General features: G+C 64.2%; 22 protein-coding genes and 1 pseudogene. 18 read left to right on the top strand and 5 right to left on the bottom strand.

Annotated elements, in window-relative coordinates; all coding sequences use genetic code 11:
- Positions 1-90: 90 nt before the first annotated feature.
- Positions 91-1,272, bottom strand: coding sequence for a hypothetical protein (locus ACZM8Y_RS01535; RefSeq protein ID WP_487480001.1), 1,182 nt, complete (start codon positions 1,270-1,272; stop codon positions 91-93).
- 416 nt (positions 1,273-1,688) lie between these two features.
- Here ACZM8Y_RS01535 and ACZM8Y_RS01530 point away from each other — a divergent pair, with 416 nt between their 5' ends.
- The 8 genes from ACZM8Y_RS01530 (at position 1,689) to ACZM8Y_RS01495 (ending at position 8,978) form a co-directional block, all read left to right on the top strand.
- Complete coding sequence (locus ACZM8Y_RS01530) at positions 1,689-2,336, top strand: FadR/GntR family transcriptional regulator (RefSeq protein ID WP_482333941.1); 648 nt, start codon at positions 1,689-1,691, stop codon at positions 2,334-2,336.
- Positions 2,333-2,581 (top strand): apoptosis regulator Bcl-2, encoded by a 249-nt coding sequence (locus ACZM8Y_RS01525; protein ID WP_302552224.1) that lies wholly within the window; start codon positions 2,333-2,335, stop codon positions 2,579-2,581. The genes ACZM8Y_RS01530 and ACZM8Y_RS01525 overlap by 4 nt, the downstream gene beginning before the upstream one ends.
- Before the next feature lie 50 nt (positions 2,582-2,631).
- Positions 2,632-4,035, top strand: a complete 1,404-nt coding sequence (locus ACZM8Y_RS01520; RefSeq protein ID WP_302552225.1) for a hypothetical protein — start codon at positions 2,632-2,634, stop codon at positions 4,033-4,035.
- A gap of 10 nt (positions 4,036-4,045) precedes the next feature.
- Complete coding sequence (locus ACZM8Y_RS01515) at positions 4,046-5,194, top strand: MBL fold metallo-hydrolase (RefSeq protein WP_005029938.1); 1,149 nt, start codon at positions 4,046-4,048, stop codon at positions 5,192-5,194.
- Positions 5,195-5,528: 334 nt separating this feature from the next.
- A complete protein-coding gene (locus ACZM8Y_RS01510; RefSeq protein ID WP_482333936.1) occupies positions 5,529-7,268 on the top strand; it encodes a CobW family GTP-binding protein in 1,740 nt (579 codons plus the stop codon).
- Between the two features lie 11 nt (positions 7,269-7,279).
- Positions 7,280-8,053 carry a MotA/TolQ/ExbB proton channel family protein gene (locus tag ACZM8Y_RS01505; RefSeq protein ID WP_482333934.1) on the top strand — a complete coding sequence of 258 codons (774 nt, stop codon included), beginning with the start codon at positions 7,280-7,282 and terminating at the stop codon, positions 8,051-8,053.
- The gene (locus tag ACZM8Y_RS01500; RefSeq protein WP_279043446.1) at positions 8,047-8,469 is read left to right on the top strand and encodes an ExbD/TolR family protein; all 423 of its coding nucleotides are present in this window, start codon (positions 8,047-8,049) and stop codon (positions 8,467-8,469) included. The genes ACZM8Y_RS01505 and ACZM8Y_RS01500 overlap by 7 nt, the downstream gene beginning before the upstream one ends.
- A complete protein-coding gene (locus tag ACZM8Y_RS01495) occupies positions 8,466-8,978 on the top strand; it encodes an energy transducer TonB (RefSeq protein WP_482333931.1) in 513 nt (170 codons plus the stop codon). The genes ACZM8Y_RS01500 and ACZM8Y_RS01495 overlap by 4 nt, the downstream gene beginning before the upstream one ends.
- A 183-nt stretch (positions 8,979-9,161) precedes the next feature.
- On the opposite strand, the gene ACZM8Y_RS01490 is transcribed toward ACZM8Y_RS01495, so the two are convergent.
- On the bottom strand, positions 9,162-9,404 hold the full coding sequence (locus ACZM8Y_RS01490; RefSeq protein WP_482333929.1) for an aldolase/citrate lyase family protein: 243 nt from the start codon (positions 9,402-9,404) through the stop codon (positions 9,162-9,164).
- Between ACZM8Y_RS01490 and ACZM8Y_RS01485 the strand changes: the two are divergent.
- The 8 genes and pseudogenes from ACZM8Y_RS01485 to ACZM8Y_RS01450 all read left to right on the top strand — a co-directional run.
- Positions 9,394-10,036: pseudogene (locus tag ACZM8Y_RS01485) on the top strand (UGSC family (seleno)protein); the annotation flags it as partial. The gene ACZM8Y_RS01490 and the pseudogene ACZM8Y_RS01485 sit on opposite strands and share 11 nt — an antisense overlap.
- A 196-nt stretch (positions 10,037-10,232) precedes the next feature.
- A complete protein-coding gene (locus ACZM8Y_RS01480) occupies positions 10,233-10,478 on the top strand; it encodes a hypothetical protein (RefSeq protein ID WP_479858699.1) in 246 nt (81 codons plus the stop codon).
- A gap of 397 nt (positions 10,479-10,875) precedes the next feature.
- Positions 10,876-11,634, top strand: a complete 759-nt coding sequence (locus ACZM8Y_RS01475; RefSeq protein ID WP_302552230.1) for an IclR family transcriptional regulator — start codon at positions 10,876-10,878, stop codon at positions 11,632-11,634.
- A gap of 13 nt (positions 11,635-11,647) precedes the next feature.
- Positions 11,648-12,445 (top strand): SDR family NAD(P)-dependent oxidoreductase, encoded by a 798-nt coding sequence (locus ACZM8Y_RS01470; RefSeq protein ID WP_302552231.1) that lies wholly within the window; start codon positions 11,648-11,650, stop codon positions 12,443-12,445.
- A 274-nt stretch (positions 12,446-12,719) separates the two neighbouring features.
- Positions 12,720-14,408: a thiamine pyrophosphate-binding protein gene (locus ACZM8Y_RS01465; RefSeq protein ID WP_479858698.1), complete on the top strand. Its 1,689-nt coding sequence runs from the start codon at positions 12,720-12,722 to the stop codon at positions 14,406-14,408.
- A 239-nt stretch (positions 14,409-14,647) separates the two neighbouring features.
- A complete protein-coding gene (locus ACZM8Y_RS01460) occupies positions 14,648-15,580 on the top strand; it encodes a tripartite tricarboxylate transporter substrate binding protein (RefSeq protein WP_337430463.1) in 933 nt (310 codons plus the stop codon).
- 57 nt (positions 15,581-15,637) lie between these two features.
- Positions 15,638-16,117, top strand: coding sequence for a tripartite tricarboxylate transporter TctB family protein (locus ACZM8Y_RS01455; protein ID WP_479858697.1), 480 nt, complete (start codon positions 15,638-15,640; stop codon positions 16,115-16,117).
- 278 nt (positions 16,118-16,395) lie between these two features.
- Positions 16,396-17,892, top strand: coding sequence for a tripartite tricarboxylate transporter permease (locus ACZM8Y_RS01450; protein WP_482333971.1), 1,497 nt, complete (start codon positions 16,396-16,398; stop codon positions 17,890-17,892).
- A 254-nt stretch (positions 17,893-18,146) separates the two neighbouring features.
- Here the strand turns inward: ACZM8Y_RS01450 and ACZM8Y_RS01445 are convergent, their stop codons facing one another.
- The 3 genes from ACZM8Y_RS01445 to ACZM8Y_RS01435 are packed head-to-tail and all read right to left on the bottom strand — an operon-like array spanning position 18,147 to position 19,233.
- Positions 18,147-18,278, bottom strand: coding sequence for a hypothetical protein (locus ACZM8Y_RS01445; protein ID WP_479858696.1), 132 nt, complete (start codon positions 18,276-18,278; stop codon positions 18,147-18,149).
- A 23-nt stretch (positions 18,279-18,301) separates the two neighbouring features.
- A complete protein-coding gene (locus ACZM8Y_RS01440) occupies positions 18,302-18,904 on the bottom strand; it encodes a sodium:solute symporter family transporter (protein WP_479858695.1) in 603 nt (200 codons plus the stop codon).
- Between the two features lie 5 nt (positions 18,905-18,909).
- Positions 18,910-19,233 carry a sodium:solute symporter family transporter gene (locus tag ACZM8Y_RS01435; protein WP_337430459.1) on the bottom strand — a complete coding sequence of 108 codons (324 nt, stop codon included), beginning with the start codon at positions 19,231-19,233 and terminating at the stop codon, positions 18,910-18,912.
- A gap of 468 nt (positions 19,234-19,701) precedes the next feature.
- Here ACZM8Y_RS01435 and ACZM8Y_RS01430 point away from each other — a divergent pair, with 468 nt between their 5' ends.
- Positions 19,702-20,304 (top strand): hypothetical protein, encoded by a 603-nt coding sequence (locus ACZM8Y_RS01430; RefSeq protein ID WP_479858693.1) that lies wholly within the window; start codon positions 19,702-19,704, stop codon positions 20,302-20,304.
- A 16-nt stretch (positions 20,305-20,320) separates the two neighbouring features.
- Positions 20,321-23,131 carry a hypothetical protein gene (locus tag ACZM8Y_RS01425; RefSeq protein ID WP_482333968.1) on the top strand — a complete coding sequence of 937 codons (2,811 nt, stop codon included), beginning with the start codon at positions 20,321-20,323 and terminating at the stop codon, positions 23,129-23,131.
- The last annotated feature ends 474 nt before the right edge of the window (positions 23,132-23,605 follow it).

The following is a 23,605-nucleotide window of genomic DNA, read 5'->3' as shown; positions in this document are numbered from 1 at the left end:
GGGACTTGTCATTATGCCTGCCCGCAGGGAGGCTATCGCAGTCCTTCTTTTTCACGTCCGCCTCCCACGACCAAAGCTGTTTTAAGGGCATCAGCCTTTGCGCCATGCGCCGATCAGCCTTTCAAAAGGCCCCATGAGGCTGGCGAAGCGGGTTTCGGCGTCCGCGCCGAAGGAGCCGGGCCGGAGGCTGGCGAGGATGAGGACGGCGTGCAGGCCCTGCTCCGTATAGAACGGTTTGGCGAAATAGGAGCGGATGCCGTGGGGGGCGAACAGCACCCAGTCGATGGACTTGATGCTGTCCAAGGTATCCTCCACGGTGAGCGAGCGCAGGCCGAAGCGTTCGATGTCCTGTGCGATGGTACCCTCGTAGGCGTGTTCCGCCCCCCAGCGCAGCTCGCGGAAGGCGGGGCCCGCGCCGTACACGACGACCTGCCCCTTGTGGGACTGGATGTCGGAAAAAAGGAGGCCGTCCAGCTCTCCGGCGTAGGGGGCGAAAAGGTTTTCCAGCCCCTCGCGGAGCGGGCGGGGCGCGGTTTGGGCGTCTTCTCCGGAAGGCGGGCAGGCCGCGCTTTTCCGGTTTTCGGGGATGTTCAGGAGCGCCACGCGCACGACCCGCCCTTCCCCCGCGCCGCCGCAGGGGGTGAGGCGTACCTTGGCGCTGAACAGGCCGCGCTGGGCGTTGCTGAACGTGAGCGTGCCCGCCCACGCGTCGTTGGCAAGGGCTTTGTTCCCGGCTTCAAGCAGCTTTTCGGCAAGCCCGCCGGGGGCGATATCGGCGAGGCTCAGGGTGTTGGGATCGCGGGATGCCGCCGCGAACAGACTGCGGGCCGCGTCGTTGATGATCAGCAGCCCGCGCGTGGGGATGTCGAGCGCGAAGACGGGATAGCCGATGCCGCCGATGTCCATCTGGCAGGTTCCGGGCCGCCCGTCCGCCGAATACGCCGCCGGGAGGAAGGCTTCCTTGAGGAATCCGTAATAGAGCGTGTCGTTTTCGCCGGGCCAGCCTTGCAGGATGTACGTCCCGTTGCCGCTCGTCAGCCGGAAGGTGACGGCGGCGGGGCGGCGGGCGGTGAGCATGTCCCAGAATTCCATGAGCAGGGCGTAATCTTCGCGCCGCACGGCTTTTTTCCGGTAACGGGCGTCCTTGAGCAGGCGCGGCACGTCGAGGCCGGGGATGCTCCAGCGGTTGAAGACCTTGAGGCGGGAATGGGGGATGTCGATGCTCCAGATCAGGCCGGGGAATCCGGCGATCCACGGGGAAAACTGCTGCATGCGAAGCTCCAGTGTTTGGGGCATTGTGATGGATTTCTAAAGAAAGGCAAGAGTGGGCCGAGGGAGGATCGGGGCGCCGGGCTTCCCGGCGGGGCTGCCGGTGGGGAAGGAAGAGGGGAGAAAAAGGAGGCCGGATACTATTGGTTCATCCAATTGAAGGTGTACCCGGAAAAAGGGGCTTTTGGAGCCCGAAAAAAAGCCTTCCGGTAAGTAAAAGTGGTCATATAGCCGTCCTTTTTGTTTTTCAGCGGCTATCTGGTCCAACCACTTTTACCGTTGAAGTCATGTAAAAACAATATGTTATATACATGTAGCGTAATTTTGAAAAAAGGGTTGATCGGATTTGCCGGGAGCCCGTATGCTGAAAGCATGAGAATCATTCCATAGCCGTTCCCATAACAGCGGGCAAGGACTGCATGGACAAGCAGGAATGCATAGAACGACAGCTGGAAAGCGCTCTCTTGGAAGGCCGCTGGGGGGTGTTTGAGCGCCTCCCGTCCGAGCGCGGCCTCGCCGAGGCTTTCGGCGTGAACCGGGCCACGGTGCGCGCGGCGCTGCGGGCGCTGGCGGGCCGGGGCATCCTTGAAACGCGGCGCGGCAGCGGGACCGTGGTCCGGGCCCTGCCGGGCGATGCGCGCCATGCCGCCGGGACGTTCGCGGATTATCTCGCCGCGTTCCGCATCCTCATGCCGTCTCTGGTGGCCGCATCCCTGCCCGCCGTGTCCCCGTCCGTGATTCTCGAACTGGAGCGTTTGCTCCCCTCCGCCGGAGCCTCGCTCCGCAACGGAGACATGAAGACCTTTATCCAAGCGCAGATCCGCTTTTTTTCCATATTGATCCGAGTATTGGGCAATCCGCGCCTCGAAGACGCGGCCAGCCGCGTGCTGCCTGATGGGCTGGCGCTGGCGCGGCTGCTGCAGGAGTGTACGCTGCCTCAGTGCGAGAACGTGTTCGCGCAGCTGGCGCGGCTGTTGAGCGCCCTGCGCCACGCCGACGCCGATGCCGCCTCCAAGGCCGTGGAGGGGTATGCCTCCATCCTGCTGGCCTTGCAGGAGGCGCGATGAGCCGTATGAGCCGCCGTGCCTTTCTCAGGTTCCGGTTCTCCGAGGAGGATGCCGGGGAGCGTGACGTGCCGGGAGGGTTTCCCCCGGAAGCGTCCCTGCCCCCGGAATTTAGCCCGGCGATGCTGCGGGCCGAGGCCGAGCGCCTCGGGCTGGACCCGGATCGGACAGGAGCCGGGGAACTTGCCTCGGCGGTTATGCGCGCCATGTATGCCCGCGCTCCGGAAGGGGCCGGGCGGACCGGATAAGGGAGCTCCGCAAGGGCGGGGCGCAAGTCATGCATCCGAGGAGGATAACGATGTCAGGACAGCAACAGATTCCCTATCTTGAGGAGCGCAAGCTCATCAAGCGGTGGAGCGGCCCGTGGCCCATGTTGGCGAACATGGCGTTCACCCTGCTGATTTTCGCCGTGACGTGGTGGGTGTTTCAGGATCCGCGCGGGATCATGCGTTTCTACACGCCCTATGTCGGCTACAACTATTGCCGCTGGTGGCTGATCATCCTGATCTGGATGGCCTACATTTTCGACTTCTGGCCGTTCCGGCGCGACTGGGTACGCAGCGCCCACCCGCTCCAGAAGGGGCTTGTGCTGGCGCTGGTGTCCGTTGGCATCATGATCGCCATGATTCACGGCTTCTTCGAGGGCGTGCTCGGCAACTTCGCCTTCGCCTATTTCAACCCGGCGCAGCTCCAGAAGCTCGGCCTCACCGATTTCTACTCGACGGAATACGCGGCTCAGGCCTGCATGATGTTCGCGGTCATCGCCTCGTGGATCAGCCCGGCGTGGCTCGTGGCGCTTGAGGGCCAGCCGTGGGCGGGGCTTTCCCAGCCCGTGCGCGGGTTCAGCATCTGGCTCGGCACGTTCTGCCTCAGCCTGCTCATCTATTTTATGACCATGCACAACCACATGGGCATCCTGTATTACCCGTGGCAGTATTTCACCGCCATCTGCCCGCCGTATTGGGAGCATTTCGCGGAAACCGTGTCCGCCAACTTCCATGTGGCGTGGATCATGTGCTGCACCGTGGTGGTGTGGTTCATGGAAGGCATCTGGGAGCGTTTCCCGTTTACAATGATCAAGACCCCGTGGCTGCGCCGTCTGGCCCTGTTCTTCGGGATCATCGCCATCTCGTGGGCGCTGTGCTTGTTCTTCTGGTACATGCAGGAACTCGTTTGGGGCGACGCCATCCGCGGACACCGCCGCGACGCGGCCCCCGACTGGCGCTGGCTGCATGTGGGCGAGACGGCTATCTTCTTCCTCGTCCCGGCCCTGTTCCTCCAGTTCTACTGCGGCAACTGGCCCAACCGCTTCAGCACGCCGATCAACGTGCTCGTCCGTTCCCTGCTGGTGACGCTCGGCGGCATCGCGATCTACTGCCTCTACTACAAGTATGCCCATTTCGTGCTCGGCACCCAGAAGGGTTTCTCCCACCCGCAGCAGTTCCCCATGATCCCCATGATCTGGCTGATCAACATCTGGCTGATCAACTGGTGGTTCATGGACGGCTGGCCGGGCTGGCGGCGTGAATTCAAGACCGCCGAGGAATTCGCCGCCGAGGAGCGCCATCTGGCCGCCAACGCCGCATGGAACCCCGCCATGCTGCCCGGCGTGATCATCGGCCTCGTCGTGGGCGTGATCGCCTACTTCGCCATCGTGGCCCTGCTGCCTCTGGCGAGCGCAACTTTCACTCTGGTTCAATAGGAGGGACGAAATGGACAGACGCGAATTCATGAAGGGCGCCGCGCTCGGCGTGGGCGCGGGCGTGCTCGGCTCCATGGGGCTGTACTCGTATTCGCCGCTCCGCAGGGCCTTCCTTCCCGAAGTGAAGCGCGGCACGGCGGACATCGGGGTGTGCAAGTCGGTCAAGGTCACCAATATCTCCGAGACGAGCTGGTTCGACAACGGCATCTTTATGAACGACGTGACCGGCGCGGGCGGGCTGCTCGTGGACCAGTACACCTTCAACTGGGCGCCCTTCGGCAACGGCAAGGGCGTGGGCAAGGGGACGTTCGAGGAGGGCCTCAAGCGGATCAAGCACCTGCTGCCGCACAAGATCGACGAGGCGTGGGCCATCGCCAAGGAAAACTGCGTCCATGCCGACAACGCGGGCGGCTACTCCTGCCTCGTCGAGATCGAGAGCATGGAAGGCGAGACAACCCGTTACCTGTTCGATACCGGGTGGAATTACGACTGGATGGACACGTGCTTCAAGCGCGAGGGCATCGACGTCATGCTTGCCGACAACAAGATCGACGCCTTCATCCAGACCCATGAGCACATGGACCACTACTGGGGCTTCCCCGTGGTCACCAAGTACAATCCCAACATCCACGTCTACACGCCCAACACCTTCTACCCGGCGGGCAAGGAATACCTGAAGGCCTGCGGGCATGTGGGCAAGTGGACGGAAGTGCCGAAGGGCCTGCACACGCTCCAGCCCGGCGTGGCGCTCTATCAGTTCGACTGCCCGATCATCTTCAAGGTGTTCGGCGAGATGTCGCTGTACTGCAACGTCAAGGATGTGGGCTTGGTGAGCATCACCGGCTGCTGCCATCAGGGGATCATCCTCTTCGCGGACACGGCCTACAAGGAGCTTGCCTACGAGAAGGATCAGTTCTACGGCCTGTACGGCGGGCTGCATATCTCGCCCTTCGACGACTGGGACCCGAAGTACGACGACCTCGTCATCGGGCTCAAGAAGTGGAACCTCCAGCAGGTCGGCTGCAACCACTGCACGGGCCTCATCACCGCCCAGAAGTTCGTGGACGCGGGCTATCCGGTGGTGAAGGGCACGGCCCGGTTCCGCTCCAAGACCACCAACTACCTCGGCAACGGCGACGTCATCAAGTTCCCCGCCTAAGATGAGAAAGTATTGGGGAAGGGAGGGAAACCGTCTCTGAAAGGGCCGCGCTTTTCCCTCCCTTCCCCAAACCCGCCGGCGCGGAGCTCGTCCCTCCATTTCCCAAGGTTTTTTGTGTACCGGCTCTCTGTTCGCGTGCGTTTTTACTTGCTGAAATGGTGTTCCTGTTTCGTTTTCCCATTCGGTTTGTGTCTGGTTGTTGCCTGTTTCATCCGCCGCTTTTTGGCGTGGATCGCTTTTGAAAGAATGCCGTTTCAAAACGGAACGGCTTAGACCATGACGGGGCGGGGCCGTGTCCCACGGGACGGGCTCCGTCCCGGCCCCGGAGCCCGCGATGCGACTTGAAACACTCCTTCCCCGGCCCCTCGACCCCTGCGGCGGGTCCGAGTGCGCCACGCTCATGGGGGCCCTCATCGCCGCCATCCATCTGGATCGCCGCCGCGCCCGCGCGCTGGGCTGGCGGGGGGTGCGTCCCTCCGGTTCTCTGCTGCCCGCGTGGACCTGCCGCGTGGCCGGGAGCGGGCTCGTGTTCGGGCTCGTCTTCTTCGGCGAGGACGCGGACGGAGGCGCACTGCGCGGCACGTTCGCGGCCTACGCCTTCCCGCTCCCTGACGATCCCCTCCTTGAGGTTTTTCCGCTGGAAGCCCTGCGCCTTGCCGTGGACCCCGGCTACGGCGACCGCATCCGGGCGCTTTCGGAGCACGCCGAAACGCTCTCCCCATTCCGGATCGGCACGGTTTCGCTGCGGGCCGCCGTCGACGGCTCCGGGCTGTCCCTGACCCTGTCCGCCCCGGCCCGCCTGCGCATGGCGGCGCTGGACGGTGTGGCGACTTCTCCCGGCGGGCAGCGCTGGCTCGTGGAGCCGGGCGGCTGGGAAACGGACGTGCCCGCCTTCCGGCTGCTCCTGCGCCCGTTCGCGGCCTTGTCGGCCACGGCTGAAAGCCTGCTTGGGGACCCCGCCCGCGTGTCGTTGGACGGCGAGGCGGCCCCGATCCCCGGTTTCGACGCCGCCGGGAACATCCGGCACATCCCCGGCGGGACAGGGCGGGAACTCCGGCTCACGGCGGCGTTCGGCAGCGCCGGAGCCCAAGGGCGTCCCCTCGCCCGTCTGCCCCTGCGCCACAAGCCGCTTGAGGAGGAATCCGGCCTGCCCGTGCTGCACATCCTCACCGGTTTTCTCGGCTCGGGCAAAACCACATTCCTGCGGCAATGGCTGGATTTCCTGCACGGGCGTGAGCGCTATACGGGCGTCATCCAAAATGAATTCGGAGAAATCGGCCTTGACGCGGCGCTTCTGCGCGGCGAAACCCAGGTGGAGGCGCTTGATGAGGGGTGCGTGTGCTGTTCGCTGGCGGACAGCCTGCGTCCGGGGCTGCTGCGGCTCATCGGGGACATGCCCGCCGAGCAGTTCATATTGGAAACTACGGGGCTGGCGAACCCCGCCAACGTCATGGACGCGCTGTCCGAGCTGCGCGACATCGTGCAGCCCGGCCTTGTGATCACGGTGGCGGACGCCCTTGATCTGTGCCGTTCGGAAGGGGACATTGCGGGCATCCGCCGGGCGCAGGCGGCGCGGGCGGACGTGATCGTCCTGAACAAGGCCGACACCGTGGAGCCCGCCGCGCTAGAGGCGTTGGCGGAACGGCTGCGGGCGCTGAACCGTCAGGCGCTGATCCTGCCCGCGCGCCACGGGGCCATCGCCTTCGCGGAGCTGGACGCCTTCTATGCGGACTGGGCGGATCGCCGGGGCACGCCGCTGCCGTCGCATCGGCCAGCCCTGCCGTGTTTCGGCGAAACGGTGACCCACGCGGATGAGGGGTTTGTCTCGGCTGCGCTCCGCCTGTCCGCCCCGCTGGACGAGGCCGCGCTCCTGGCGTTGCTGGACAGCGCCGGGCCGGGGCTGTGCCGGGCCAAGGGCGTCGTGGATCTGCGGCTGGACGGCGGCGTGACGGTGCCCGCGACGGTGCAGTACGCCGCCGGACGGCTGGGCTTCGAGCCTGCCCCGGAAGGCGAGGAGCGCTATCTGGTGTTCATCGGCACGGATATTTCCCTGCCGGAAGCGCCGTCTTCGTAAAGGAGGAGCTTGTGGGGCTGATCGAACTGGGCGGCTGGATGATGTGGCCGCTGTTGGCCGTCTCGGTGGCGGCGCTGGCGATTGTCGTCGAGCGGGCGCTGGTGTTCATGGGATGTCCGTTCCCGGACTCCCGTTTTCCCGGCCTCGTGCTGGAGGCGATGCGCACGGGCGACGTGCGGCCTCTGGCGGCCCGGCTGGAGGCCGTCCCCTCCCTGCGGGACTTCGCGGCGCTCCTGGGCTCGCCCCTTCCGAACCGTGAAGCCGCCTTGCGCCTCGCCGGGGAGACGGTGCTGGAACGGCTGGAAACGCGGCTTTCCCTGCTGTCCGTGCTGGCGCGGCTGGCCCCGCTCATGGGGCTGCTCGGGACCATCCTCGGGATGATCACGACCTTCTCGCGCATTGCCGAGGCCCGCTCGGGCGTGGACATGTCCCTGCTCGCCGGGGGGATCTGGCAGGCCCTGCTGACCACGGCGGCGGGGCTGTGCATCGCCATTCCCGCGCTGTTTTTCCTGTCCTGCTTTCAAGGCAAGGTGCGCCGCGTGGCCGACGCCCTGAACAAGGCCGGAAACGCGGCTCTGCTGGCCGACGGCGGACCGGGCATCACCGTTCGGGCCGGGGCGGAACCGCTTCAGCTCGGAGACATTCCCCGTGGGGGCGGCACTGCGGAAGGGGACTCTTGCCCGGAATCGCCGGAACCTCGCGGCAGCGCTCCGGAGGGCCGGGAAGCCCCGCAATGCCGGGATAACGCCGGGGAAAGGCTGCCGGACGGAGGGCGATCATGCTGAACCTGCGGCCCAAGGCGGCGCGGGACGACGAGCCGGATCTCACGCCGCTCATCGATATGGTCTTCATCCTTTTGATTTTCTTCATCCTCGCCGCGTCGTTCGCGGTGCGGGGCATCGACCTCGACCTGCCTCCGGCGCACAGCGGGCAGGCGCTTTCCGGGCGCGTGGTGGAAATCCGGCTGCTCAGGGACGGCTCGTTCCTGTGCGAGGGCATACCCGTGGCCCGCGCCGACATCCGCGCGAAGCTGCAAAGCCTCGTGCGGGACTTCCGGGCGCGCCCCGGACAGCTTGTGCTCAAGGCCGCGCCCGACGCGCCGGTGGAGGCGCTGGTCTTCATTGTGGACGAGGTGCGGATGCAGGGCGGGGAAAAGCTGCTCATCGCCACGGCTCAGCCCGACGAGGCGGGGCGCCCATGACGGAAAAGGAATGCCTCACCGCCGGGATCGTCGTGTCCCTGTTCGCGCATTTCGCGCTGCTGATCACCCCGAGGCCGCCCAAGCCCGAGCCGTCCTTCACCACCGTTGTCCAGATGGACATGGCGTCCCCGGCAGTGGCAACGAGCCGGGAAAAGGGCATCGGCATAGCCGCCGCCAGCCCGCGCGACATGGACAAGGCCGATGCCGCCGACCGCAAGCGGCAGGCCTTCCTGCGCTACCTCGACGACATCGACGAGGCCGTGCACGCCCGGCGTCTGGACGGCGGCGAAACCGGGCTCATCGGCGTTGCCGAATATATGTTCACCGTCCGGCCCGACGGGACGTTCACCGATCCCGTGCTCCGCGCATCCTCAGGATCGGCGCAGCTCGACGCCTCGGCGCGCCGGGCCGTCCTCGCCGCCAGCGGCAAAGTCCGCCGCCCCGCCATCATCGGAACGGAACCCATCCCCGTCATTCTGCACGTCAAATACCAATACGGCCTCCGCTGATCGCGCCACCGCCCGGCAATCCAGCAGGATCGCACGGAGAGGGCAGGGTGCGGGGCTGACGGTGCAATCTCTTTTCAGGTGCGCTTCAGCGCGGAGGCAGGCCGTTCCCGGGCGCGGCCACGGGCGGTTGCCGCGCATGAGCCGGGCCTGTCCCGCCCTTCCCGGACGGGGCTTTTCGGAACATTACGCCTGCAACATGCCCTGAATGGCCTTGACCAGAAAGGCCGTATCCGTGCCTATGGCCGCGCCCTGATAGCCTTGTGCGAAGTACGCCCGGGCTTCCGGCATGGTATTCGCGTAGATGAACGCCAGTTTGCCGGAAGCCCGGCAAGCGGCAATCACCCGGCTGAGAGCTTCGGTGAACCGCGGAGTGGCGAACCGCGCCGGAGCGCCCAGCGCCACGGAAAGATCATACGGCCCGACCATCACCGCCGCCACCGTACCCGTGTTCTTCATCAGCGGACCTATCATTGACAAGCTGAAGCTCAACCCCGGCACCGGTACAGCCGGAGTGAAACCCCGGTGACCAAAGCCCTCGGCTATTTCGTCAACCTCGTCGGCGGCGTGGAGGGAGGCTCCGTACCCCCGAACCTCAACAAGAGCACGCTCGGCTCCTCGGCCGACCTTGTGGCCATGGTATTCACGGAAAACACCAAGGGAAAACTCGTGGAAGACGGCCTACATCGAAGAAGCGGGCTTCAAGGCGAGCGGTAGCATTGTGAGGCATTTCAACGCCTATTTCGGCAACGCCGACATCGACCATGACAGCAAGACCGGCCAGTACCTCCTGACCACCCTGTCCACCGGACTGCTCGGCTCGACTTCCGGACTCGCATCCTGCCTTGCCGACTACGATGCCAGCTGTACCATCAACAACAAGGTTTCCTTCGCGTTCATCGTCCTGTGCCCGCGAACACGCGGCGACCATTGTCAAGGACTTCCCGGAACAGTGCGCCGCCCGCGACTTCATGCGGGAAACGGTGGCCATGCCGTACAAATTCTACTCGCAGGAAGCCTGCGTTCCGGGCAAGGACTACGATCCTTATGAGAAAAGCACCTTGTAGGGCGAGAACATGAGTGTCATGGGAACGTCGATGGGCCCGAGCTCCTTCGAGGCACGGGCGGCGAACATGTTGGTGACCGCCCCGGCCTTTATGTCGGCCACGCTGGGGCCGTAGGCGCGGCCCCTCCACCCGGAAGGGGCGGGCCGCCGTTCCGGTGGGGAATACCGTACCCATGTGTCCTAGAAAAACGATGCCCGGCCCGGCTGCCCGTTCGTGGGTACGGGCGGAAAACACGCTGCCGAGCTTCTTCATCCAGCTCTCGTCGGGGTCGATGGCGGGCTTGGCGATCTTTTCCGTATGGAATCCCGCCTCCCGCGTCCAGCCGGAAACGGTTTCCCCGACCTTATTCACGTCCTCTCTGTCTTCGGGAAAGGAATCCATGTTTACCACCCGTTCGATCATGCCCATGATCTCCGGCTGGCGCCCGTTAAAGTAGAGATTGAGTTTCCCGGTCGCGCTCTCCAGTTCCATGAAAGGCTCTTTCTCCGGCTGACCGCCGGACGGATACACGGTTGGGGGAGGAATGGGGCGGACCGTCTGCTGTTACGGAGGAACCCGCCCCGCAAGGCGGCCTGACGTGATGTTCCTTGAAAAGGGAGTGGAGTTCGGCTTATTTCGGCAATGCCTCCGCCTTGTTCCGCAGCTGTCCAAACTGGGGAAAGCCAGAAACGGGGGCCGTCCCTCAATCAGCCCGCTGTGGGCAACCCTTTTTCGCTGCAGGCGCTCTCCGGCGGGAAAATCGCTTGACAGAAAAAGGACAACAAAATAATGTGAGCTTACGATTTCGTTAAACGGAATAGCATTCCGTAACACGGAATGAAAGAGAGGACAGCATGTCGGCTTCCATCCAAGTTCTGACCCGTGCCATGCAGCTTCTGGAGATCCTGACCCGGAAGGATGCACCCATGTGCCTTGCGGAGATCGCCGAGGCGTCCGGCCTGCCCAAAAGCAGCGCCCACCGCATCCTCATGGCGCTTGAGGCCGAAGGGTATGTCCGCTCAGAGGGGCAGGGCACGTATGCCGTGGGCATGTCCATGATCTGCCTCGCGGGCAAGGTCGTCCGCCGGGGCATCGTCTTTCAGGCCGCCCGGTTCATGCGCGAGCTGCGCGACCTCACCCAATGCAGCGTCTACCTCTCCACCGTCAACAATTTCGAGCTCGTCTACCTGCACCGCGCTCCCGGCCCCATCGCTCCGGTCAACGACATCGGGTACATCGGGGATATTTACTACGGGACCGGCGGGCGGGCCATCCTCTCCACCTACTCGGAGCAGCAGATTGAGGAGTTGTTCCTCAGACGCCCGTTGACTCCCCGTACGGATCTTTCCCTGAAAACGCGTGAAGCCTTCCTTGAGGAGCTGGAGTGTACCCGCAAGCGTGGGTATGCCCGTTCCGTTGGCGAATACCTTGTCGGCGTGTCCGGGATCGGCGCACCGATTTACGACTATACCGGCGAATGCGTAGCGGCCCTGAGCCTGTCCGCCGTAGCCAGTACGATTCCCTGCGATATTGAAGATTATGCTGGTGTTCTACTGCGCACCGCCGAAGAGATTTCGCAGTGGCTGGGGTACGGGAAAAACGCCTCCGCATAACACGGGGTTTGCCATGTATTCTGAACTCAAGGGAAAAGCGGCGTTCGTCACCGGGGCCGCACTTGCGACGGGTATTGGATTCGGGATTGCGGAACAGCTTGCCGCCAACGGCATGGACGTACTCCTCGGCGACCTGGCCGCGCAAGGCGGGCCGCTTGAGGAAAACTGCGCGGCGCTGCGGCGGGATTACGGCGTCAGGGCCGAACCGATCACGCTTGATGTTTCCGATGCGGAGAGCATCCGGGCGGCGGTGGAAAACATCCGGGCCTTTGCCCCGTCCCTGCGCGCCCTTATCAATAACGCGGGCATCAACAGGGGGGCCAGCAGGATCGGGGAGTACGACGCCGGGCTGTGGAAGTCTGTGCTTGACGTCAACCTCATGGGCCCCTTTCTGCTCACGAAGGCACTGCTGCCGTTCATGGAGCGGGGGGGCACAGTGGTCAACGTGGCTTCGCGGGCCGGAAAGCGCCCCCTGCCCACATGCAGCGCCTATTCGGTCAGCAAGGCCGGGCTCATCATGTTTACCAAGTGCCTCGCCGTCGAGTACGCGGCTGAAGGCATCCGGGCCAACGCCCTCTGCCCCGGCCAGATCCTTACGGATATGAACGTGAAGCGGTACGCCCGTGAAGCCGCCGCCGAAGGCTGCGCGCCCGAGGAAACCATGCGGCGGGCCATTGCCACCGTCCCGCTCGGACGGATCGGCACGCCCCGCGATGTGGGCCTTGCCGCCGCGTTCCTCGTTTCAGACGCTTCCGCGTACATGACCGGGCAGGCGCTGAACGTGACCGGGGGCCAGATCACCGAGCTCTAGCCAAACTTTCGGATGCTCTTTCCAGAGGCGTTTTTTTCCGTTTTCCTCGGTGGTTCTTTCTTTCGTAACCCCTCTCCGTAATCGGGACGCTCCAGCGCCCGTATTCATATATCCGTTTCCTTTTTCCTCTTCGGGAGGGGCTCAAGCCCCGTGCCCGGCAGGGGACACACCAACCCGCTGTGCCTTTTCTTCGGATTGCTGCGCACGCCGCTTTCAAGCGGTGGTCTGTCGTTGCGTCCCTTGGAGTGGGGCGGCGGCGCAACAGGAGCCCTACATGAAATGTTCGACAGGCGGAGAAGCTGCGGCAAAGGCGCTCATCGATCTCGGCGTGGAGTACGTCTTCACCCTGACCGGAGGGCATCTGAACCACATCCACATGCATCTTGAGGGGAGCCCGGTCAAGCTCATCGGTACCCGGCACGAGCAGGGGGCCACGTTCATGGCCGACGCCTACGGTCGTATGACCGGACGCCCCGGCGTGGCCATGCTTACGGCTGGGCCCGGATTCACCAACGCGCTGACCCCGATCATGCACGCGCTGTTCTGCAACACGCCCCTGCTGGTCATTGCCGGGGCCGCGGGTATCGAGCACCGGGACAAGCTGGATCTTCAGGATGCCCCGCAGATCGCCGCGGTCACGCCCATGGTCAAGAAGGCGTTCGTCTGCACGCAGGCCTCCCGCGTGGCCGAATATGTGGAGATGGCCTACCGGACGGCCTATACCGGGCGCCCCGGCCCGGTGTTTCTGGAGCTGCCCTGCGACGTGCTCGGCGCGGCGATCCCCGGCGGCGAAGCCCCGTATTTCAAGACGGAAGTGCACTCCCAGCCCGTGGATCGCGAAGCCGCCGCAAAGACGCTGGAAATCCTGCGCAGCGCCAGTAAACCCATCATCGTCGCCGGAAGCGGTGCAGGATTCGCCAAGGCCGGGCCGGATCTGCAACACTTCATCGAAGCGGCGGGCATCCCGCTGTATACCTGCAATATGGGGCGCGGCATCGTCTCCGACGAGCACCCGCTGTGCTTTGGTCTCGCCCATCCGAGCCGTAACGGGGCGGCGACACAGGCCTATCTCGAAGCGGACGCCGTGCTCGTCCTCGGGCACCGTATCAGCCTTGTGGAATTTTTCGGCGCGCTCATCAATAAGGACGCCGTGCTCATTCAGGTGGACATCGAAGGTGAGGAGCTGGGCCGGAACCGGCAGGTGCAGGTTCCCGTGGTGAGCGACGCGGGTGGTTTTGTGCGGGAGCTGAACGAGCTGGCCGCGAAATCCCCCCTCGATCCCCGGCGTTATGAGCCGTGGGTTGCCTTTGTGCGCGGTGAACAGGAGCGGTACGAGGAGGAAAGGAAGGCCGCCGTCACCAGCGACGCCGTACCCATCCATCCTCAGCGGCTAGTCCGTGAGCTTGATAATTACCTGAACGGCGAGGACGACATCATCATCGCGGACGGAGGCGACACGCACACGTGGGTTCAGTTGGGCCGGACGGTGCGCAAGCCCTACCGTTTGTTGGATCACGGGCTGTTCGGATGCATCGGCGGCGGTATCTGCAACACCGTCACCGCCCGCCTGCTCCATCCCGAAAGCAGGCTGGCCCTGCTCACCGGAGACGGCTCCCTCGGCTTTAACTTCATGGAGATCAACACGGCGATCCGCTACGGGATGCGTTTCGTCATCGTCGTGTGCAACGACGCAAGCTGGGGCATGATCCGGCACAGCCAACAGCTCCGCTTCGGGCGGCCTTTCGACTTCGTGGCGTGGCTCGGCGCAACACCCTACCATACCATGATCGAAGGCATGGGCGGCAAGGGCTTCCTCGTCACCAAGCCGGAAGAACTGCGGCCCGCGCTTGATGCTGCCTTTGCTGCCGATACGGTCGCGCTGATCAACGTCATGGCCGACCCGGAAATCATCAGCCCGGCAAGTACGTCGCTGTCCAAGCTTGGGGCTTACAAGACGACCTGATGTTTCGCCCCGGCGGGGGCATGCGGAAAACAAGGGTACGCGTACCCCGCCCGGACGCCTCCCGCCGGGGCGGAATCCACAAGTTGCATGGCCTTAGGCCGTACCGTTATTTTGTATGTAATTATTTGAAATTATTAAAATAATCTTTGCGGTTTGAAAAATTATTAAATAATTTCAATAGATTATATCTAATTAACGACACGGCCTAAGAGCTTTCAGCATCGGTAAGGAGATACGATATGAAGCGTTTCTGGCAACTGTTGATCCTGTGTCTGGCCCTCATGCCCTGCGGAGCCTTCGCCGGGTACCCCGAAAAGCCGATCACGCTCCTCGTCCCCTACACGGCGGGCGGAAACGTCGACATGCTGGCCCGTGGGCTCGCGCCCGCCCTTGAAGAAGAGCTCGGCGTCAAGATCATCGTCACGCCCACGCCCGGGGCCGGGGGCATGGTCGCCACCATGAAGATGCTGCAAAGCAAGCCCGACGGCTACACCTTGCTCATCGGCAACCAGACCATTTTCGCCATGCGCCCGTTCATGCAGAAGACGCGCTTTAAGGCCGGGGCGGTGACGCCCGTCTGTTCCGTGGCCCTGCCCGTGCATGTGCTCGGCGTGAACAAGGACGGCGCCTATAAGACCCTCGACGACGTGATCGCCGCTGCCAAGGCGCGGCCCGGCATGGTTTCCGTGGCCCTGCTCGGCCGGGGCGGGCTGCATGAGATCATGGCGGTTATGGTCATGCGCGAACTTGGCATCGACCTGAAGTTCGTTCCGTTCAACAGCGGCCCCGAACAGGTGACGGCCCTGCGCGGGGGGCATGTGGATCTCATCATCACCGACAACTACAACCCCGATATTCTGCCCGTGGCCTCGTTCAACGACGACTGCAAGGCCATCTATCCCGAAACCAAGAGCTTCAAGGAACAGGGGTATCCCCGGCTTGGGAGCCTGCTCAATGTATACAGCCTCTACGCCCCGGTCGGCACGCCCAAGGAAGCCGTGGAGCGTTTCGCGCAGGCCGTGCGCAAGGCCGTGGCCTCGCCCCAGTATGTCACGGTCGCCGAAAACCTGCGGGTCCCCCCGGACTTCATCGACGCCGGGCAGCTTGCCGAGCGCATCCGCTCCGACATCGCCCTGATGCAGGAACTCAAGAAGAGCGGCGCAATAGAGTAGCCCCTTCACCGGAACGCGGCCTCTGTCCCGCCGCGTTCCGCCACACGGAGCCGAACCATGACGTACCATGAAAAGAATCTGGTGGTCGGGCTGCTGGCCCTTGCCGTGGGCCTGGCCTACGCCCTGTGCATCCCCTATGAGGTCTCGGATTACTCCGAAGGCCACAACGTGAGCGGGCGCACGCTGCCCGCCATCCTCGCCGTCCTGCTCATGCTGGCCGGGGCCGGGCTGTCCGTCCGGTCGTGGCTGGCCCGGAAGCGGAACCTTCCGGCGGCGGGGGCCGAGACGCCTCCGATGAACCCTGCCGCCCGGCGTCGCGTCGCCGCCTATGCCTGCCTTGTCGCCGGGTACACGCTCGGCCTCACCTATGTGGGGTTCATCGTTTCGACGGCCGCCGCCATGTGGCTGGCCATGCGCCTCAGCGGAGCGGGCAGGCCAGTGCTGACAGCCGGGATCAGCATCGCCGGGGCCGTATTCCTCTATGTCTTTTTCACCCTTGTTATGGATGTGTACTTCCCTTCCGGTTGGCTCCTGTAAGGCGGAAGCCGCAGCCATATTGAGAAAACGACAGCCCGGCGAAGCCACGGCCCCGATTGGACGGGCGCCGTACCCTTATAAGGAAAACTTCCACTCCACAATAATTCTTTGAAATCATGGAAGCCGCACCCGCGCAGGGGAGCGGCCCGTACGGGGCATCCGTATCTGGAAGTCCCGGCCTTCCGCCGGGGCGGCGGGGCTCTATGCCGAGTCCTCGCCTCCCCGGAAGGCTCCCCGCAAACCCTCTTTCGTTTTCCGCGCCCGGCAAGGAGGACAACATGATCGAATGGTTCATGGATTTGGGCATGGGGATGCTCCATGCCATGCAGCCCGCCGTTTTCGCCGCCGCCTTCATAGGCGTGCTGATCGGATGCGTAATCGGCGTCATCCCAGGGCTGGGCCCGGCAGTGGCCATGTCGCTGGCTATCCCCCTGACCTTTACCCTGCCCGCCAGCGTAGCCATTTCGCTGCTGCTCGGCATTTATAAGGGCGGCACCTACGGCGGCTCCATCTCTGCCATCCTCATCAACACCCCCGGAACCCCGGCGGCCGCAGCGACCATCCTCGACGGCTACCCGCTGGCCCGGCAGGGGAAGTCGGGGAAGGCGTTGTACATGGCCCTGTACGCCTCGGTCTTCGGCGACGCCCTCAGCATTTTCATCCTGATGGCCGTGGCCCAGCCGCTGGCGTCCGTAGCCCTTATGTTCGGGCCGCCGGAACTGTTCGCCCTGCTGCTCTTCGCCCTGACCGTCATCGGCGGGCTGTCCGGCGAGTCGCTGTTCAAAGGCTTCATCTCGGCCTGTCTCGGACTCATGCTCGCCACCATCGGCACCGACACCATCACCGGGGACATCCGGTTCACCTTTTCCCTGCTCTATTTTGAGGATGGGCTGTCCATCATCCCCATGATCATTGGCCTGTTCGCCATTTCCGAAGTGTTTCAGCAAATGCGCGGCGTCGGGGAAATGCAGGCCGAAACCCTGCTCCCGCCGCCCTCGTGCCCGGACGACAACCGCGTGAACCGACGCGAGTTCATTTCCAGCCTGCCCATTTTCGTCCAGTCCAGCCTTATCGGGGTGAGCATCGGCGCGCTGCCGGGCACGGGCTCTACCACCGCCGCCTACCTGAGCTACGGCGCGGCAAAGCGGCGCTCGAAGCACCCGGAACTGTTCGGCAAGGGGAGCCTTGAGGGGGTTGCCGCCGCGGAGTCGGGTAACAACGCGGTGTGCGGCGGTGCGCTCATCCCCATGCTCAGCCTCGGCATTCCCGGCGACGTGGTGACCGCCATCCTCATGGGCGCGCTCACCGTGCACGGCATCATCGTCGGGCCGAGCATTTTCGTGGAGCACCGGGCGTTCATGTTCACCATCTTTTCCATGCTGCTGCTCTCCGTCCTCATGCTCTGGCTGATCGGGTACGGGGCCATCCGTTCCTGCCGGGTGCTGGCGAACCTGCCGCAGGCGCGCATCATGCCCGTGGTCATGATCCTGTGCGTGCTTGGATCGTTCTCAACGAATCTTAGCGTCAACGACATTTGGCTCATGCTGGTCATGGGGCTGTTCGGCCTGTTCATGAACACCTTCGGCATCCCCATCGCTCCGCTGGTCATCGGGTTCGTCCTTGCGCCCAAGCTTGAGCAGAGCCTGCGGCAGGCGCTCATCCTGTCTGACGGCGGCTACTCCATTTTCCTGACCCGGCCCATTGCCCTGTTTTTCCTGTGCCTGGCGGTGTTCTCCCTGTGGCAGATCCTCAGGATGTCCCGCAAGGCCGCATAAGCCTTCCGTTGGAAACGGCTGGCCCGGCAGGGCTGCCCGGACGTTATGGAAAAAGGGGGGAGAGCCATCTCCCCCCTTTTTCCGCGGGGATGCGCTGCGGTCCTTTCCCGGCGGGGCGGGCCTACTGTCTGTTCAGATCCCTGAGCCACTGGATGATGCCGAAGAATACCCACACGTCCAGGCGATATTCAGGAAGAAGGAAAGATAGAACAAGTATTTCGTCAACTGAAGCCACATGATGACGCCTCCGGCGGTTAGTTGAGATCGGGGAGGAAGGGGCCTTCGGGCTTGTGGTTCTTCATCTTCTGATGGATGAAGAACAGCACGAGGCAGTTCATGCCGATGCCTATGAAGTTGGCGGGGATGCCGAAGGGCTCCCCAAGCACATTGTCGCTCCAGAGGAAGAAGCTCAGGCCGCCGGCGATGACTGCGGGGCGCCCACGTAGGGGGAGATCTTGCCCCAGAGCAGGCCGCACATCAAAGGCGGCAGGATGGCGGAAGGCCACAGCTTGAATAGGTAGATCATCAGCCCGAACACGTCCTGGAAGACGATGGCCACGCCGATGGAGATGCCGCCCACAAGCAGGGTGGACAGGCGGGACTGGCGCAGGAGCTCGGCCTGCGTAGCGGCGGCGTTGATGAACTTGTTATAGATGTCGCGGGAGTAGATGACCGCGGCCGTGTTGATCATGGCCGCGCCGGTGGACATGACGGCGGCGAGCAGCGCCCCGAACACGAGCCCGGTGATGCCGGGGGGCAGGATGTCGCGGATAAGGTTGGTGAAGGCGAGGTCGGGCTTCACGTCGGGCTGGATCGCCATGGACGCCAGGCCGATGGCGGCGGTGGTGGCCATAAAGAAAATCCAGTGCACGCCGAAAATGAGCAGCCCGTTCTTGCTGTCCTTGGCGGACTTTGTGGGGGCGTGGCGCTGGATGTAGTACGGCGCGCAGAACTCGCCGAGCAGGAAGCTGAAGAACAGGCCGAGGAACTGGACAAGGGACCAGTTGGCCATGGGCTTCATGTTCGACTCAAAGCGCGGGTTGGAGTAGAGGATCGAATCATGGCGTCGAACCCGCCGAGGTGATCGATGGCGAGATAGCCGCAGAGCGTAACCCCGATGACGATGATGACGTACTGCACGGCGTCGGTAAGGGTTACGGCGAGGATGCCGCCCGACCATGTGTAGGCCAGCGTCACGATCGAGGCAATCAGCGCGGCGGGGATGAGGCTGATGCCCGTGGCGGTCTGGAGGATGGCGCCCATCGCCAGTATCTGCACCCCGAACGCCCCCACGCAGAACAGCGCCCGGATATGGGGAAGGTACGGAGGCTGCCTCTGCATAGGACACGGACAGCAGGGTATATCCGGGGAAGTACGAGATACCGTCGGACAGATCACCAAGCTGATCAGGAAATCCCCCGTATCCGGGGAAAATGCCGGTGGCGGAGACGCGGCGTGCATCATTGTCCGGGGAACATACTCGCCGTGACTTTGGGGAAGACGAGGTAGAACAGGGAATTCCCTGCGTCCGGGGAACATACCCTTTCCATAGATGTAGCAATTGTCTATGAGGAATCCCACGCATCCGGAGAACGTGCCGAAGCAGGCGCGGATCCCGCCGCCCCGTGGCGGGGCCACGGCATCCGGGGAAGGTGTTGCGGGAACAGCCCCTGCTGGTTATGACTTCTCTGAGCACGGATTTTGCTTGGGCCTTTTGCATGAAGCGCCCGCGCGGGGAAACCGGCAACGCCGTTGGCGGCCCCGTGCGGCATGTCCCGCCGTTTTGCGGCATGACGAAGGAGTCGGACAATGGATGCGACCGTACGGGAATTGCGGCTGCCGGAAGGGTTTGCGGGGATGCTTGAAGACAACGGCCTGCCGTTGCCCCCCCTGCCTCTGGAGGCCGTCAATGAACTGGAACAGATCGACGAATGGTTTTTCGCCACGGACGGGCGGGAGTTCTCCGAGCTTGCCGGGCTTTACCTTGAGGAGCTGGACGCCTTGTTTGGCGGCCCCGGAGCGCCGCAGGGCATCGGGGAAGGCCCCGTCCGCTATCTCGGCTGCGGGCTTGTGGGCAGGGGGCTCCAAAGTTGGCAGTTCCGCTACCTGCTGGATGCGGGACGCCTGCGTCTTGGGCTGTCGCTCCCGTGGGGGGGCGCGTGGGGCGACCCCGAAGCGGAACGCCTGTCCCTTGAGGCGGCATGCCGTTTTATCGAGGTCTGCCAAGCCTGCCTGCCCCGGTCGGGCGTGCTGAGCGTCGTCCTTGACGCCGAGCGCTGCGCGTGGCGCTTGGACACCCCGGAGGGCGAGGTACGGCAGCAGGGCGAAGGGCTGGATGCCCTGCTGGATCTGATGCAGGGCTTCGATTCCGGGCCTGTCGGCATCCCCAACGTCAACTGGATGCGCGTCTAGCGCACGGAGGCCACCTATGAGCTCCACGATTTTCTCCACGACGCCCGGCACGCCCCTCGGCATCGATCCCCATGCGGACGTCGAAGACGCCGGGCGGCAAAACCCAGTCGCCCCCAACGCCACACGGGACGAGGCCCCGGCCCCCGGAAACCCGCCCGGTGCGGATCTCGTCCAGGCCGAGCCGCGGCTGCGCCGGATGCTGGACACGGCCCTTGACCGCTCCGGCGGGCTGCGGGGCATCGGCGGGGATCTGTACGAAGCCCTGAAAGCCGAAATCCCCCGCCCCAAGCTCTTTCACGGCGGCTTCAGCATCCACTCCGCCATGCTGGATGCCGCCAAAGCCTGCGACGCGGCGGCGGCGAAGCTGCGCGGCATCCCCATCGGGGACTTCCGCGGCAACCCGCTTCCCGATGCCGCGTTCAAGGCGCTGAAAGGCTTCGTCGATGCGCAGAACAAGCTGTATTCCCAGATTGCCGCATTCCAAAAGGCCAGCGGTGTTCGGGCCGCCCTGCTTGACTCGCTGGCGCAGGCCACCCAGTTCCGGGCTTCAGAGGCGCTGAATTTTGCGGCCACCATGCAGCTCATGGCTATGCCCGCCAACCGGCAGCAGGAGGTGGCCCCCGGCGTCGCGGAGCCCCAGGCGCCCACGGCGGGGAAAGCCATGCAGGACATGGCGCACTTCATGCACGGCAGCGGCGGCGTCGCCGGGGCGTTCAGGGCTGATGCGGCGCGGCTTTTCGGAAAAATCGACGCGCTGGAAGCCCGCAAGGGGCAGATGCCGCTTGATGTATTTCAAGATACGATAGCCCGTTTGCGCGACGATCTCGAAACCCTGCGCGGGCGCATCGACGCGGCCATCAACCCCGATGCCGCCCCCGACGAAGGGATAGCCCCGGAAGGCGCCCCCACTCCCGACGGAGGCGTGGCCCCGGAAGGCGATCCGGCCCATCTTCCTGACGGAGGCGTGGCCCCTGAGGGCGGCCCCCTCCCGGACGGCGATCCGGCCCCCGCCCCCGACAGCGGCCCGGTCCTCATCCCCGACCGCTCCCTGTTCGCCCCCGCCGAGGCCATGCTTGCCCGCTCCGCCGAGCGGCTGGACGCCCTTGCCGCCGCCGACCCCAAAGCGGGCGTCAGATCCGCCATACGCGCGATCCTGCCGCTTGTGGATCCCTCCCTGTTCCACGAGGCTTCGATCCTGCCCAACGGCCTCGGCACGCAGCTTTCCGTGGGGCTTGCCCGCTACAACGCCAGGGTCGGCGAGCTCATGGCCCGCTTCGACGCCGGGGAGCTCTCGCCTGAACAACTGGCCCACGAAATAAGGGACGCCATGCGCATCCTACAGGCACCGGGCACCCGCCGGGCCTGCGGTACGCTCCTGACCATGATGGAAATCGTGAAGAAGCCCAACATGAGCGCAACGAAGATCGGGAACTATTACCGGAAATTCTGCGGAGAGGAGCTCCGGCCCGGTATGGCGGATCAACTGCGCCGGAGCGTGGGGCAAAGCGGTTTCATGCTCGTGCCGCCTGAGATGAAAAGGCTCGCGGCCCAGATCGAAGGCACGCCCCTGATCACGCGCAGCGGGATTTTGGTTTCCGAGATCATAGAGGTCGTCGGGATGATGCGCTCGACCGGGGCCAACCCGCAGGCGCGGGGCGAATACATCCAGGCCGCGCTGGATCACCATGTGGACATCAATACCGTCCTCGAAGCCTCCCTTCGCGGCATCACGGCCGACCAGCTTGAGCTCCGGGCGGGCGACGCCATCCTGAAGGGCTCCCGCAAGCTGGGGCAGGGCGCGGCCAATACCGTGCACCTGTGCACGTACCGGGGCAGGGACGGCGAAGACATGACGCTTGTCTTCAAGCCTGAGGTGGGCGCACGGCGCGGCCTCGACCAGTTGTGCGCGGGCGGTCTCGGCTACCGCAACGGCGCGCGCGTCATGCAGCTCAACGTGGCGGCCTCCCGCGTGGCGGATGCCATCGGCTGCGGCGGAACCATCGCCCGCTCAAGCATCGGCAGCCATGAAGGGCAGCTCGGCCTGTTCATGGAGGCCGCCCCCGGCAAGACCTTCTACGATATCGTCAAGGACAAACCCGTCTGCCGGATGCCCGACGGCAGGGAGCTCAATTTTCGGGAAGCCTGCCGCGTCCTGCGCTCCAACGGGAAGCTCGGCGCCATGCGCGCCAACCTGATGCGCGAACTTTGCAGGCTGGAATGGGCCGATGTCCTTTCCGGGCAGGTGGATCGCCACGGCGACAACTACCTCGTGGACATCAACCCGCAAACCGGGGCCGTGAAGATCACGGGCATCGACAACGACGCCAGCTTCGGAACCCGCAAAAGGGGCATGGCCGTCATCGACCTGAGCCGCCCCACCCCGAACCAGAAGAAGTTCCTGGAACTGCTGGAAAGCCACGGGCGCGCCATACACAAGGACGGGCGCATCGACCTCTCGAACCTCCCTGAAGAGCTGCTGATCGAAGCGCGCCGTCATTTCGGCTTCAACCAGTTGTTCTGGCCGACGCTTATCGGCCGCGACACGTTCGACAGGCTCATGGCCCTCAATGAAGAGGATTACCGGGCCATGCTCGCCCCCTGCATGGACGCCGCCGCCGTGGATGCCGCCGTCGACCGGCTCAAAGAAGCCAAGGCCTACGCCGCGGAACTTGCGAGGGATGGCCGCGTCGTGGACGACTGGGCCGCACCGGGCATCAGGGAAACGTATGCCCGGCATAAGCGCGGCGCGGAGGGCTCGTTCGGAGGGTACATCCAGAACGGCTTCTTCACCCGCGACTTTCTGGCGAAGTTCAGCGACATCCTCTGAGCCGACGATCCGGGAGGCCGCGAAACGCTTGCGGACGCCGTGCCCCCTTGAGGGATGCGGCGTCTTTTTTCATGAACCGCCTTACGGCAGCGGTGCTGCGCCTTCCGAAAAGGGAAGGGCCGCCATACCGGAGGGAACCCGCTGCCTCCGGGATTTGAGGGTGGCAGCCCCGGATGGCAATTATAGGAAAAGCAAATCCATTCTTCGCACTATGGGCAGCCCCGGATGGGCGGAGAGGGCATGAATCGCAAGGTGATATGGGCTCTTCCCGGCAAGGCAGCCTCGGATGGGCAGGGGGGACATCCCGCCCTTTTATGGATGTCCATTTTATGTGTGCGATATGAGCGTCCGCTTAAAGGGGATATTCTGAGCGTCCATTATATTAGGATAAAGAGACAGGAAAGTGTGAGCGTCCACTCTGACGGGAATTTTTTAGGCTGTGTCATAGAAAATGGTTGATGCTTTTTTCCTTGA

This window comes from Bilophila sp., assembly GCF_057864385.1.
This window is presented reverse-complemented; position numbering and strand designations above follow the sequence as displayed.